Genomic DNA, 13,430 nt, shown 5'->3' with positions numbered 1-13,430 from the left:
CGCGCGTGAACAGCGTGAGATTTCGGTCGGTGAATGCAGGGGCTCCCGTCGCCCCGTCAGACGCGCTTCGCAAAATACGATGATCTTTCGCACCGTGATAATTTTATGGAAAATGCTCGCATCTACCCGACGGGAAAGAACTCCTATTGATCGTCGCACCGGTTACACCGAAGATCGAAGCGGGCTGGAGGCAAAGCCGAAGGAACGGCTGATGCCGAGAACTCTCCAGGAACGACTGGACCAAGTTGAGCGCGAAATCGAACGATACCTGGAATTTGATAGGGCCGAGAAAGTTCGGCTGAATCGCGAGTCTTACCTGTGGGCCGCAGAAGATCGCATCGAGTGGCAGGAGATGCAATCTGCCAATGCTCAAAGAGTTCGCGAATTGCTCGAAGAACGTGACGCTCTGCGCAGGCAGCTGGGTTTGTAAGCGCGTCTAGTCGATGACCTTGAATTTGTATCCGTCGATCGCCGTCGGCCTGCCGGGCTGTAGAGGTTGAGAGCGCTGCGACTCGCCAAATAACAGGCCCGAGGTGTTGTCCGTTGCGCTATTGGCTAAAACAACAAGACGAGGAGCAAAGCCACCACCCAAACGATATGGTGACACGATGCGGAACCGCGTCGGATGAAGAAGATGGCGTCGTCTCGTACTGAAGCCGTGATCGGGGACTCACGCTCTCAGCATCAGGGCCGCAGATGACGCGGCTTGGGACTGTCGAAATAGCGCTGGTTCCTGATTTCCCGGAGCAGCAGGATGCGCTTGGTCTGTGCAGCATTGAGCAGGCCCTCGAACAGGATGAACAGCTCGCGCGCCTGTGCGTGGACTTCGACGTTGATGGCGTGCTGATCGAAGCCGTAGCACGACAGCCGGGCTTCGATTTCGCTGGCGGCGGTGGGATCGCGCCGCCAGTTCAAGGCGTTCTGCAGCGTATAGTACTCGGCCTCGTCCGCGAACTCGGGCGCGATGCCGACCAGATCGATGCGGCGCAGGGCCGCTGCGATCGCCTGTTGACGCTGGGTCTCCAGCAGCTGGTGGCGCAAACATCGGTAGCGCTGGATCTCCCAGGATAGCTCGGCGATATCGATCGCGAGCAGCCATTCGATCGCGGATCGCGGCGCGAGGTCGGCAAAGATCGCTTGCCGCAGCGCCTGGTAGTGCTCGCGGCTCTCACCGGGCAACAGCAGGGGAGGCGGCGCCAGCACTTCGAGCTCAACCGGCATGGCGTTGACCGTGGGCTGCTGTTCGGTCTGGAAAGGGCCGTTCATCGCCGTCTCGCCTCCGAAGCGACGTGTGCGGACATGCTGCTGTCGACGATCGTTGCCGGGCTGGCAATCCCGTGCACCGGGCTTGCCGCCCACAAGTCCTGCGCGACCGGCAATGGCGCGATCTGCATATCAGCCCACCAGGCCCGCTCGTTGCCGTGCCGGTGCAGGTCCCGGTGATGGGTGCGGCACAGCGGCACGATGAACTCGTCGCTAACCTTGCGGCCCAGGGATCGCGGTTGCGCGAACTTCAGGTGATGCGGATCGGACGGGGTCTGCTGGCAGACCAGGCAGGGCTGTCCGCGCACAAACAGCCGGTGGTCTTTGCTGCGCTTGCGCGGCGGCTCTTTGGGGAAGGCAAGCCCGGGTGTTTCATGCGCGTCCGGTGTCGTGCTCGCCGCGGCGGCCGGACCCGGTGCATGGACCAGACTTGGCGCGCCGTCTGCGGCGCGCGCTGCCTCTGCAAGGCTGGTCGCGGGAGCTTGCGCGAGCCCCGTTTGGAAGGCGGCCTCGACCAGTCGGGCATCCGCCTCGCGCAGCGTGTTCTTGATGGGCAGGCTGACCTTGGCCCAGGACAGCAAGTCTTCGCTCGCGCTCACTTTGGCGAGTTGCCCCAACAGCTGCTCGCGGAGCTCGGCGGACTGTGGCGCCTCCAGCACTGGCGGGCGATGCAGAACGCCCTTGGCCGGCTTGGGTTTGGCGCCAGGCGGGGCTTTGGGCTCCGCGCCCGCTGAACCGGCGACCGTATCCGGCGCGTCGAGATCATCCTCGCCGGTAATCCCGACCAGGGCGAACAGGGCATACCGACGCGCATAGGTCAGCGCCGCCCCATCCGATGCGGTGCCTCGACGTCCTTGGCGGCGCAGACCGGCCACTCCGAGGAGATCCATTCGCCGGAGGCATGGGCGAGCAGGGTGGTGAGATGGATCTGCTCGGTGGCCGGCTCGACCCGGGTGGTCTGGATGGTCGCGATCTCCTGCTGGCTGAGGGTTTTGCGCACGATATCGAGGCCGGACGCCAGCGAAGCGTAGCGAAAGGACCGATCGTCATCGCGCAGAAATGGCGAGCGGATGATTGCAGTCAGGGTCTTCTCCGGGTTGGTCAGCTCGGCCTGCGCGCGGGCCAGTGCGGCGGCGATCGCACCGATATGCTCACTGGCCTGGTGCATGGACGCTCTCCATCTCAATCAAAGCTGATGGCGCCGGATTTGGCGCGCTTGGCGCGAAGGCCGTGGCCGATCGCTTCCTTGGCGTCCTCGGGCATCAGCTTCTTTAGCTCCGCTTTGACGAACTCGTGCTCGCCATGGGCGGCGCGGGTGCGCAGATAAGTCGCCGCGCACTCCGCCCACAGATTGGACGAGGTCATGTTGACGACCTTGACTGCGGCCAGCCGCGGCCGCGGCGTCTCGATCCCGAACAGGACCGGCGGCTCGCCGCTCTGCACGCAGCGCCAGAACTTCTTTTCTGCCGTGAGCAGCAGATGCTGGTAGAGCGGGTCGGCATGCACCGTGAGCTCGACCCATTTGCCGCCGCCGGTGATGATCGACAGCACCGACGAACGGGCGGCGACCACCCATATATTGTGCTGTAGCTGCGCCATGTGTTTGTCGGCCGCGGCCTCCTCGGTGAAGGCCCACGGCAGCATGAACTTGGCCTCGAACACCGCGCCGGTTTCTGCGACGATGCCATCGAGGGTGGCCGCCATCCAGCGGTGGACCGGATGGCGCACCCGTTTCTGAATGTCGGCAATGGTCATACCCGACGCGCGCTGGTACCAGGTCCGGTTGAGGTCTTCGGTGACGCTGCCGAGCTGGACGATCAGGTTGTGCGCAAAATCTTGCGGCGCGACTTCGCCGCGCTTTTCCCGCCACAGGCGCGTGAGGTCGTCCTGATCATTGCCCATGATGACGCGGGCATCCGAGCCGCCGATAAAGGCGCGCCGGTCAATGGGGTTGCACGTGAGGACGGAATGGGGCGCCTCGGCGCCGTCGGTTGCAATCGGGACCACCGGTCTCTCCTTCGTTTGGCAAACGCGGCTTGTCGCCGCACCACCAAAAGCCCCGCCCCTGCGAGGAGAGATACCGGGGCCAACGGCCAAGGCCCGGTGAGTGCAGTAACGCTCCTTTCGCGGGGGAATGCCAGTCCTTCTTTCGGCCCGAAAACCCTTGATATGTCAGGACGTTGGAGGGAGCTTTCCGGATGCCGCAATCAGCATCAGCCGAGGATCTCGGACATGGCGTCAATTCGACAAATCGAAGCCAATCGCAGCAATGCCAAGTGCAGCACGGGGCCGAAAACGGCGCGCGGAAAAGCAAAGTCCAGCCGCAACGCTTTGCGTCATGGCCTCGCCAGGAGCTGCAAAAGCGATGACCCGGAGTTCGCGACGCTGGTGGTCGCCATTCGCGCGGGCCTCGCAGGTGAGATTGGACCCGAAACGGCAGCCGCCGTTGCGCACGCCAAGTGCGAGCTACGGCGCGTGCGACTGGTCCGCCAGGCGATGTTGGCCGCTCTATGGGATGACCCGGTCGGAGACGTCGCGCGGCGACTCGAGGGGCTTGAGCGCTACGAGCGCAGCGCGCTGGCCGCGCAAAAGCGCGCGCTTCGATCGCTAAGGTCACCGCGAGTGTAAGCTTGCGATTGGCTTCGTTCTGGAAAAGATCTCGACCTTCCAGCCGGCGACGGATCATGGGAAGCCGAAGTCATACCCCTCCCGGCCGACCGAAATGAGGTCAAGTTCGATATCATCGAACATCGGGTGGGTGGCCGCCCATTTCAAAAATTGCGAGGTACTGTCGACCTGGTCGTCGTGCTTGCCGTAGGGGAACGCCAGCAGCGCCAGCAAATAGTCGTCCAGCCAGGGCGCATCTGCGGGCAGGTGCACTTGTCCGGCCTCGATCCGGAAGGATTGTGCCGCCATGCGATCGGCCTTGCTGCCTTCGGGCTTGATGCCAATCGGACGCGGCATGCCGTTCGGCGTATCGCGTTGCAGGTCCTGCAACATCGCGATGCCGGGACCGGCGTCCTCAACCAAAACCGCGTCCGCGCTATATTTTGTTGCCAGCGCGGCCACGGCGCGCCGCAGGTCGGGATATTGGTGTCGGCCCCGGTAAACATCAAGCAGGTAGTAGTCATTCTTGATCATGCGCCACGTGGTGCAGACCGAGTAATCGTTGGCCTTTCCGGTCATCATGGCGGTGTCCCAGCTCTGCACGACGTAGCCGGATGCGCCAGCGGCCGGCAGCTGATCGTAGCGGCAAAACCAGTCTCGCTTGATTAGATTGCGCTCGAGCGGCACCGGCCGTTGCTGGTATTGCGCCGAGAATTGCAGGCTGCCGATTTCGGCTTTGATCCGCTCCAGCACCGGCTTGCCTTCGCGCCGCGGGTGCAAGAGGTCGCCGGTGCGCCGGCGAAAGACGCGATCTTTGCCGATGGGGATGTCGCTATCTTCGACGGCGATGGCCGGCAGATCGAGGTGATGCCAACCGCCCGCTTGCAGCAGATGACCTGCGAGATCGTCTTCGTGCAGGCGCTGCATCACCACGATTATGCAGCCGGTTTGCTTCTCGTTCAATCGCGAGACAAGAGTGCCGCCAAACCAGTCGGTGACGCGGTTCCGCCCGGGCTCCAACATCGCCTCCTCCGCCTTGAGCGGATCGTCGATGATGATGAGGTCCGCTCCCCGACCGGTCAGCGTGCCTCCGACCGTGGTGGCGTACCGACTGCCCCCGGTCGTGGTCACGAGTTCGGTGCCGGTATCCTTGGCTGGGCGCATGGCCGGGAACAGCTCTTGATACCAGCCCGATTCGATCACCATTCTGAACTGGCGGTGCAGCTCGGCGGATAGCTCGCTCGCGTAGCTGACCACGATGATGCGGCGGCTCGGGTCGTGACCCAGCAGCCAGGCGACGAACGCGACCGAAACCGACAACGACTTCAGCGACCGCGGCGGCTGGTTGATGAGAAGCCGACGGCAATCGCCGTCGTGGACGCGCATGAGCTGATGGGCGATCGCATCGATGTGCCAATTCGACAGATATTCGCTGCCGGGAAACACGGTCGCGAAGGCCCGCTGGATGAAATAACGCAAATCGGTTCGGAGCAGCGCCGCCACCACCGGCATCATGTGCCGTCCTTCTCATCGCGCTGGGTCGGAGCCACAGTGATCGCATCGGCCAAGATCTGCTGCCGAAATGCCTCCAGAATGGCCTGATCGTCGACGGATGGGGTCTTCGCGGCGTCCTCTGCGGCGTTGCCGCTCATGACCATCGCGAGGGAGAGGAATTTATCCAGCGCCCTGACGTCTCCTTTCAGGGCTTTTTCCCGCAGGCGAAGCAAGGCTGCCTTTTGCGTGGTGACGCGTCGTGGCTTGCCACCGTCATTCAAAGCGACCGGAGCCAGCAGGGTGTTCTTCAGGTCGGTGGCAAAATTCAGGCCGCCCTTCGGGCGCCCGCGCGGATTGCCGGACCGACCCGGCTTGAAGCGGCTGTGCAGCGGCGGTCTGCCGTAGCCAATGTCCTGGTCCGATTTCTTAGCCACGGGCGGGCTCCGGCTTAACGGTGCCGATTTGACCGAATGGCTCGCCGGTCCCGGCGTGCACCGCCGTTTTGCCGGTCAGATGTTGCCAGCGCCGGATTGTGACATCGACGTAGCCGGGATCGATTTCGATCAGCCGCGCCCGGCGCCGCGTCCGCTCCGCGGCGATCATCGTTGTTCCGGCGCCGCCGAACGGGTCGAGCACGATGTCGTGCTCGTTGGTGCAATCGCGGATGGCGTCGGCAATCAGCGCGACCGGCTTGACGGTCGGGTGCAGGGCGAGCTTCCCCTTCGGCGAATTTGCCCAGGTGTTTTGGCTTGGATAGTCCCAGACGTTGGAACGGTTTCGACCAGTGCGACCGAGGTGCAGGTTGTTGACGTGTTGCGCGCCCATGCTTGAAGACGAAGATGAGCTCATGCTTTGATCGGTAAAGCGATCCCATGCCGGCGTTCGACTTGTTCCAGACACAGAGGTTCTTGAGCTCTGCGTAACTTGGCCGCGCGGCCTCCCGCACCGAGTCCATCGCGCGCTAATCCGAGCAAATGAAGTGGATTGCGCCGTCCATGCTGTGCGCGCAGGCCTGCGCGAAGATCTCGGCCAAGAACGTCTGGAATTCGGCCGCGGACATTTCTCCCGCGGCCATGGCAAAATTGCCGTGCTTGGTCTTGCCCAAGCCCGAGGCGTGGCCGGCGATCGGCACGTTGAAAGGTGGATCGGCGAACATCATGCCGGCGCGCTCGCCCTGCATCAGCCGGACGTAGCTCTCCGCCTGCCGCGCATCGGCGCAGACGAGGCGATGCTCGCCGAGCCCCCAGAGGTCGCCGGGCTGGGTCACCCCCGGTGCGGCCCCCGGCGGCGGCACCTCATCTTCCAAATCGTGTGAATCCGAAATGACAACGTCGAGTTCTCCGGTCGAAAATCCGGTCAGTTGCAGGTCGATTTGAGGGTCGATGGTCAGAAGCTCGGTCAGTTCGAGGCGCAAGGCTTGGACATCCCAGCTGGCGTCCTCGACCAGGCGGTTGAGCGTAAGCTTCAGCACACGCAGCTGCACCTCGCTGAGATCGACAATGGTCACGGTGGGCACGACATCCAGACCGACGAGCTTGGCCGCGAGGACCATTGCCCAGCCCGCTACCACCCGGCGCATGGCGTCGACGATGATCGGCAGAACGAACCCGAACTCGCGCAAGCTCGCCGCCAGCTTCTCAATTTGGGATTGGGGATGGCGGCGGGTTTGATGGCCAAGCGGACTGAGCTCGCCGATCGGAACGAGAACGGGATTCAAGTTGTGGCGGAGTGCGGCGCCATTGGTCAGTTGTTTTTTCAAGGGGGCCTCCGTGTGCGATATGCCTATCGGCATATGGCGGAAGGCCCGCTTGATGCACTTAGAAAGACCTCTCCCTGATCTCCAAGTTGGGAGCGCGGGCGCAATTTCGCCATTCGATGGCCGCGGCCATCCAGTTGCTAACGGTTTGCGGGGTGGCGGAGAGGGGCGGCTTGCATGTCCACATGAAGTTCAGCACGAACAGACCGGCTGGGGTCTGAGGGGAGCCGTCATACGCCGTTCCCACGTAGGGGCTGTGGGTGAATGTTCCGCCGTAGCGGTCGACCAGCTCGGCGAGCCAAATCACGACCTGCACCATCGTCGGCTGCGGAAGCGGGCCGCCCCGTTTCTTGCCGGTCTCGAGCGCGGTCCGGGTGGCGCGTTCGAGTCGCTGCGCGATACGGACGGCATCGACCAGATGACGCACCTCATAGTCGTACGCCTTAGGCAATTCCCGAGAAACCTTGTCCAATGACGCCCCATCTAACAGCATCAGGACGTCCGCGAGGCGATCGGCGGCGTTCGCCAAAACCTCGAGCTCAGCGATGTCAGCGTGCCTGGCCTTCTTCTTGGCATAGTCGGCAAGCGCTCTTAGCCGTCGAGGAAACAACCAGAAGACGGTGAGGCGGCCCGGAGCCAAGATCGGCGACTCCTCGGCGATCCAGTCGGCGTGACGTTGCTCCGAGGCGTTGACAAAATGGCGCAGGAGCTGGCCGGTCTGGTCCAGCGCCTTGTGAATCTCAGCTCGGGTTGGTTGCTGTGATCGCCGCAGGCAATCTGTGAGAGCGACCTCGCGGATCCAATTCAGCCAATCATGGCACTCGGTCCGCTGGCCGTCGAGCAACGGCAGATCGAGATCTTTGATGAGGTCATCACATTGGGCGCCGGTCAGTGGACGATGCAGAGCCTGGCGCTGATCTCCGGCAGGTTCGGAGCGGCTATCGAGCTCGCCGAGCGCATCATCGGGTCTGGGGTAACCCTCCTGCCGGACCATTCCGGTCCAGCCCCATCTTGGGTTGACGCGCCTAGGCATCGGCTCCGGCCCTGCATCAAGGGTGAAGTTGTTCGTTCGCACAGACAAATTCGTCACGAAATCGCGTTCACGCAAGACCGGGAAAGCACGGACCACCGCGGCGCAGCCGGATGCATCGGCATCGGGCGCCAGGCACCCGTAGATTTCGGGATGCAGAAGAGGTCAGGCGTTCACCGGCTTTCAGCGCTGCAGGGGGATCAATTGACGACGGTTGCTGGACGCCAAGAGCTCGTCGAGCCAGCTCGAGCAGCCGCGGCCTTGACGGCGCGGCTCCGTTAGCCAATTCCAAATCAGAGATGGAGCCCTTTAGTACGCGTGAAACGCGAGCGTCATTCCACACTCGTGGGCGGCCGCAGATTTCGCCCTGATGCGCAGGCGGGCGCTTGAGCAGGTGGTCAAGAGGCAAAGCAGAAGCTCAGGTTCGAGCCATACGGTCGCCAGCGCATCGCCGCCAATGCCTCCGCCCGCAATTACGATATCTGGCCATGCGCTGGTCATCGTAATGTCCTTCCGATTGACAATCGATTGCGCGAAACGGGAACGAGTTTCAACGATTGGCGATAGGCAACAGCGAAATTTTACAACAACGCTTCGAGCAGCCGCGGGTCGCTTCGGTTGTATCAACAACGACGTGCCGAGCTTGGTCTCCGAACGAAAGTTAGTAAGGCGATCGATCAACCCGCGCATTTTCCAAACTCAGTTATTGCGCGGCTGCTGCTTCCTTTTGTTGGTGTTTAATGCCTGTGCCTGACGTGTATGCCAGCAAGGCGACGTTGTATGCCTGCCAAAGCGCGTGCCGATCGATATCCGGGAAACACTTCAACACGAGCGGTTCAAGGTTAGCCACTTGATATGCATCCAGGCATTGAAGAATGACGCAGCTGACGTCGGCGATGCTGTGGTGTTGCATTGCCATTGCTCCCGGTTATGGACATCAGCTGGTTCCGCGGCGGCGGTGTCTTGGGCTGTTGCCAGGACGACACGTGCAGCCACAAGCTGAAGCGGCCGCCGACTCGATGGCCCTACCTGAGGAGCCTCGCTCGGCCGCAGGGTCGCGGCAAGCGCGACGCCCTTCTCAGAGGCGGTCGCGACCCGACGATGATGTGCGGACACTGAGCTCTGATGAACCGCCGGGTCCGTCGGTATGGTGGAGTTGTTGGAGTCGCCTGTCGAGTTCTTGCTTTTTGGCAACGATCCTCGCGGCGAGAATCTGATCGACGTCCGTGTAGAGAGCCCACAACTCATCGGGGGACATCTGCTCAAATTGCGGTCGGCAATCACGAATGTCCAAAGTCCGGCCCCCCGTTTGGGGCGGGTAGCAGCTAAGTCAGTCTTCAAAGCCCGGACGCTTACGCCGATTCAGATGATCGCGTTGCTGGCCGGGCCCACCGCGCTGCCCTCGTAAACCGCCTTCCTACCTCTAGCTTCGCGTGCCAGACCGACGATGCTGCGCTCGGCCTTGGCTACTCGGTCTCGAAGGTTCTCAAGTTCGGAGACTTGAGACGCGAGTGCCTCACAATGTTGGCGCAGAGCGAAATGACAACCATCCAGTCGCGCACGAGTATCCATTGCACGCCCCTCTATGGTACTGCCCCAGAACAGATGGCCCCGCGATTGGGACCACGACGAGACTAGTCAAATTGGGCCATCAGGTCTGTTCGCTTTCGCACGCTGGCTGTATGGTTTTCTCGGTGGACCGCCACGCGTCAATGGCTGAGAGCGGCAAGCAAGGTATTTGCTGCCGACCTGCCGCTCGGGCCTCACGGTTTTCGGAGTCGCAAAATGAACGGCTCAAGGCGACTGCCGCCGCGGACAAGGCCGACCTTGGATCTCGCCAGCGCACAAAATACCGCCAGCGTTTTCTACGGCCCCGCGCATTTAGGGTTGTGCTGGGGCCGTTTCGATCTGCGCGCGTTAGCTTTGATGGCCGGGCGCAGTATCCCGCGCCGAGGAAAAATCGGCAGTCGGTTCTGTTCGGTTTTGGACAGATTGGCTGCGGCAAGCCCGGCGCATGTCTGAGCCGCGGCTCCGACCCGGCCCTGAAGGGTGGCACAGCTAGTCTAATTATCGGAAGTCACGCCGAGCGCGGGGGTAGGAGCGCCGAGTGGAGCCTGATCGGCAGAACCTACTGTTCGAGCTCGACGTACCGACGAAGCCTGAAGACGATATCCGGCAAAGCGTGTCGCAGGCATGCAGCGTCTTGGGAAGTGGTCGAGAACGGTGCGAACCTGATCATGGCATTCCAAGGTCGACTTCCGTAGACGGTGATCGAGACTCCGGATTTCGAAAAGCCATCAACTTTGCGAAGCTCACCAAGGACGAGGTCGGCGATCGCCACAGCGGGCAGTCGCGCTAGTTTTTCATCGGGGCCGCCGGCGGACAAGGGAGCGACTGGCTTCGCAGGTGGCGCTGCCGCAGTCACGGGCTCCTCTTGGAGTGTTGGCGGCATCTCCGGCGCCGGAGGCGCGGTGGCGGGCGACGCGGACGGAGCAAAAATGCCCCTGATTAGCGCCGCAAGGCCTGCATCTTTCGCGTCATCGCTCATCGCTCTCTCGCAGTTGAGCGTAGCCTAGCAGCTTTTGGAAAGGATACCACCACGCCCTGAGCAAGCGCAGGGCGGTTCCTGTGTTCGCGATCGAACATTCAGGCGTGCAAAGTTTCGCTAAGCTTCTCCTCAGCGAGATACCTGATTCACGAAGGGGCGTCGAAGGTGTTGGGCGGTCTGGTGATGCGCTGGCGTATGCGCAATGTTTTGCTGATTTGTCCATCTTGCAAAAATGCCGCTTCCGCGATCCGCGGGCGCTACATGCTCGGCCAGGAGCGATTGACGTGCGATCCCTGCGGAGCGACTGACTCTGTGACTTCGTTTTGAAGGGATAGCTCACCGCGCGTGCGCGATCAGCAGTCGGAAGCACTCTTGCGTTCAGGGCTAGTTAGAACAGCGCTTTTTTGGGGGGATAAGGGAATGACAAATTGTGTGATCGTTCGGGCCTATGGAAGGCAGTTGGATCAGTTGCGCGGAGAGGCATCCCGCATTTCGCGGGCAAACAAGATCGACTGGTGGATCGAGCGCGGCGTCAGGCACACGATTTTGCTTTGAGGACGCTGAGGCGAAGAGGGCGTTCGTCTCAATCTGCGAAAACGTCGGTGTTTCGCATATTGATGGCGCCCCGCCAGCGTGAACAGGCGGGACCGCGACTGGCTTGGTCGAGGCGTTCTCCGAATGCCTTGATGGCGGCAGCAGCCAACCGGAGGGTGAGCATCGACACTAATTCCATGAGGTTCGGAGCGACCCAGGCTCAAGGCTGGGGAAAGTTGAGCCCGGCCTTACATCGGAATCCAGGCAACAATAAAAGAGCGAAGAATCGGCTTGGTTCCTATCTGGCCAGCACGTCCTCGCGCGACTTCAGCAGGCGCACCTAACTGCCGCTCTCATGCTCTTCCAGCTAGCATTTGATCAGAAGCGGCATCGACCTGACCAACGCGTGCAATTCCTCATTGGCCCGAAGTTTGCCGCCAGCAGCGCACCGAGGAGTGGCGTCAGACGATCGGCTGGAACCACGGCGTTTGCGATGTTGAAAGGAGCGGCCGGCTTGAACTTCGTACCGCGCCGGGGACGGAGGTCCCGCCGACCGTCTCGGAGGGGAGCGCGGCCTGCGCGAGGGCACGACAGCCATCACAAAGAGAATGTTGATCAGCAGCCATATCCCGAAAATGAGCAGGATAGTACGCACAAGGAAGCGACCATAATTTGAAACGGAAATCGGAGCCCGTCGCGACCGGAACCACCTTGGCGCAGCCGGGCGAAAACGGCCTCGACATTCACCTTACGAGGATGCCGACGCCGGCGGGTCCCGAGCGCATCGGGGAGCGCAAAGGATCAGTCGCAGCCTAGTCCGGTGCAAAACTCGCGTCTGTGCGGTTTCGGATATTCATGTACCTTTGATGGCACCGTTCCGCTGGGTGGACCCGCGGCGAAGCCGGAATGACAAGGCCTCGCGCCGCGACCACCAGCCCGTCCATGCGAAAGCTTGGTCCCACGGGCGACCACGGCTATGCACCGCGCGTTGAATAGGCGGCTAACTAACAGTTAGGAAAGAACCAATATCCTATTCCGTAGTTGACTCATGCGCCATCCCGGAAAGCAAGGTTATTGTTTGCGCCGAGGATGAGTTTAGACCTGAGCCAAGACGACATGAAGGACCTCAGGCGACGATTGGAGAAGCTTCGCGCGGACGCCAGAGACTTTACCGTTATGAGTCAGCTGGCGACGGATGCCGAAAAGCGCGCGCTCTTTCAACGCTTGGCGGATGAACTCGCCTTCGAAGCTCTTGAGCTTGAGGTAATCGTAAAACAACAAGGGCACTCGGATTCCAGCGACCAGCACGAGGTCGTGGAATTTAAGCCGTCCTCTCATAAGAAGCGCGGCTGATGCGGAAAGAGGCCGCTGCGGAAAAAGAGGCTAGGCGATCGGCTTGTCTTCGTTATCCGCCCCGCGCGCATAACGATGTTGAGCATAGCTCCGTCAGCGGCCGCGACGCCGCCTTTCTCATTCCATTGCGCATGGATCCAGACATCGCGCTGTTCATCGCGCATAGCGGAGATGCGAACCCCGACCGGTTTGTATTTGGTGCGGTGGGGCCGCCGTTAAACTGCACTTACTCCGCATGAGCCTGGGCGGCCCGTCGTCGCCGCGGGGGCCTGAAATCCGCCGGGCCGCAGTCATTAACTTGCAGTCATTAACCTTTCGGCTAAAGCGACAAACGGTTTACATAAGTAAACGCGGGAACGACCTCGCAGCACTGGAGTCGCGATCGCATCATTTTCCGATTGGTCCAGCGCCGGATCATGGCCCGAGCTTTCAAGGGTCGGAATGGGAGCTTCTGCAACATGCGTGAACACCGAGCTCCAGCCGTCGACGCCACTGCGCTGCTGTATGCTGGAATGGCTCGCTTCTCAGCGCTCCGAATTGGAAAACCTTCGTGCAGGGTGCGCGAGGCAGAGCGGGAAAATAGAGCGCCATATCCAAAGTGGCACGGGACTGCTGCTGGGGCGCCTAGCGCGCCGCAAGCCAAGGCGTCCGCGCATCAAGCGACACGGCTTGCGCTGTAGCGTCATCAGCGAAATCACAGGCCTAGTCTTACTGCGTCATAAATTTTTGCGCGATCGCGGACGCACGATCGCTCTTGCGCAACATGGACATCGCGACAGACTTCTGACGAGGGCGAGAACGAGCCGTCGACGCATCGTCGCAATCGAGTTTGGAATGTGCCGTTC

General features: G+C 61.8%; 12 protein-coding genes and 1 pseudogene. 3 read left to right on the top strand and 10 right to left on the bottom strand.

Annotation, left to right across the window (positions count from 1 at the left end; genetic code table 11):
- The first annotated feature begins 79 nt into the window (after positions 1-79).
- A complete protein-coding gene (locus IVA82_RS44420; protein WP_247380112.1) occupies positions 80-430 on the top strand; it encodes a hypothetical protein in 351 nt (116 codons plus the stop codon).
- Between the two features lie 254 nt (positions 431-684).
- Here the strand turns inward: IVA82_RS44420 and IVA82_RS44415 are convergent, their stop codons facing one another.
- The 10 genes and pseudogenes from IVA82_RS44415 to IVA82_RS44370 all read right to left on the bottom strand — a co-directional run bounded on the left by IVA82_RS44415 (position 685) and on the right by IVA82_RS44370 (position 10,698).
- Complete coding sequence (locus IVA82_RS44415; RefSeq protein WP_247380109.1) at positions 685-1,266, bottom strand: hypothetical protein; 582 nt, start codon at positions 1,264-1,266, stop codon at positions 685-687.
- Positions 1,263-2,431: pseudogene (locus tag IVA82_RS44410) on the bottom strand (ERF family protein). Before IVA82_RS44410 ends, IVA82_RS44415 begins: the two are co-directional and overlap by 4 nt.
- A gap of 14 nt (positions 2,432-2,445) precedes the next feature.
- A complete protein-coding gene (locus IVA82_RS44405; protein WP_346658659.1) occupies positions 2,446-3,270 on the bottom strand; it encodes a YqaJ viral recombinase family protein in 825 nt (274 codons plus the stop codon).
- Positions 3,271-3,945: 675 nt separating this feature from the next.
- The gene (gene terL / locus IVA82_RS44400) at positions 3,946-5,127 is read right to left on the bottom strand and encodes a phage terminase large subunit (RefSeq protein WP_247380101.1); all 1,182 of its coding nucleotides are present in this window, start codon (positions 5,125-5,127) and stop codon (positions 3,946-3,948) included.
- Positions 5,128-5,381: 254 nt separating this feature from the next.
- Entirely contained in the window at positions 5,382-5,798 is a 417-nt protein-coding gene (locus tag IVA82_RS44395; RefSeq protein ID WP_247380097.1) for a DUF5681 domain-containing protein, read from the bottom strand.
- Positions 5,791-6,213 carry a DNA methyltransferase gene (locus IVA82_RS44390; RefSeq protein WP_247380094.1) on the bottom strand — a complete coding sequence of 141 codons (423 nt, stop codon included), beginning with the start codon at positions 6,211-6,213 and terminating at the stop codon, positions 5,791-5,793. Before IVA82_RS44390 ends, IVA82_RS44395 begins: the two co-directional genes overlap by 8 nt.
- 112 nt (positions 6,214-6,325) lie before the next feature.
- Complete coding sequence (locus tag IVA82_RS44385; RefSeq protein ID WP_247380091.1) at positions 6,326-7,123, bottom strand: ParB/Srx family N-terminal domain-containing protein; 798 nt, start codon at positions 7,121-7,123, stop codon at positions 6,326-6,328.
- A 58-nt stretch (positions 7,124-7,181) separates the two neighbouring features.
- Positions 7,182-8,114 carry a hypothetical protein gene (locus IVA82_RS44380; RefSeq protein WP_247380088.1) on the bottom strand — a complete coding sequence of 311 codons (933 nt, stop codon included), beginning with the start codon at positions 8,112-8,114 and terminating at the stop codon, positions 7,182-7,184.
- Positions 8,115-8,853: 739 nt separating this feature from the next.
- A complete protein-coding gene (locus IVA82_RS44375) occupies positions 8,854-9,063 on the bottom strand; it encodes a hypothetical protein (protein ID WP_247380066.1) in 210 nt (69 codons plus the stop codon).
- 1,215 nt (positions 9,064-10,278) lie between these two features.
- Positions 10,279-10,698, bottom strand: a complete 420-nt coding sequence (locus IVA82_RS44370; protein ID WP_247380063.1) for a hypothetical protein — start codon at positions 10,696-10,698, stop codon at positions 10,279-10,281.
- 1,623 nt (positions 10,699-12,321) lie between these two features.
- On the opposite strand from IVA82_RS44370, the gene IVA82_RS44365 reads away from it, so the two are divergent.
- Positions 12,322-12,585: a hypothetical protein gene (locus IVA82_RS44365; protein WP_247380053.1), complete on the top strand. Its 264-nt coding sequence runs from the start codon at positions 12,322-12,324 to the stop codon at positions 12,583-12,585.
- Complete coding sequence (locus tag IVA82_RS44360; RefSeq protein WP_247380049.1) at positions 12,585-12,824, top strand: hypothetical protein; 240 nt, start codon at positions 12,585-12,587, stop codon at positions 12,822-12,824. The genes IVA82_RS44365 and IVA82_RS44360 overlap by 1 nt, the downstream gene beginning before the upstream one ends.
- Positions 12,825-13,430 lie beyond the last annotated feature (606 nt).

This window comes from Bradyrhizobium sp. 142, from assembly GCF_023074015.1.
In the GTDB taxonomy this organism is placed as follows: Bacteria; Pseudomonadota; Alphaproteobacteria; order Rhizobiales; family Xanthobacteraceae; genus Bradyrhizobium.
Note: the sequence above shows the minus strand (reverse complement) of the source record. Positions and strands in the feature narration are given on the sequence as shown.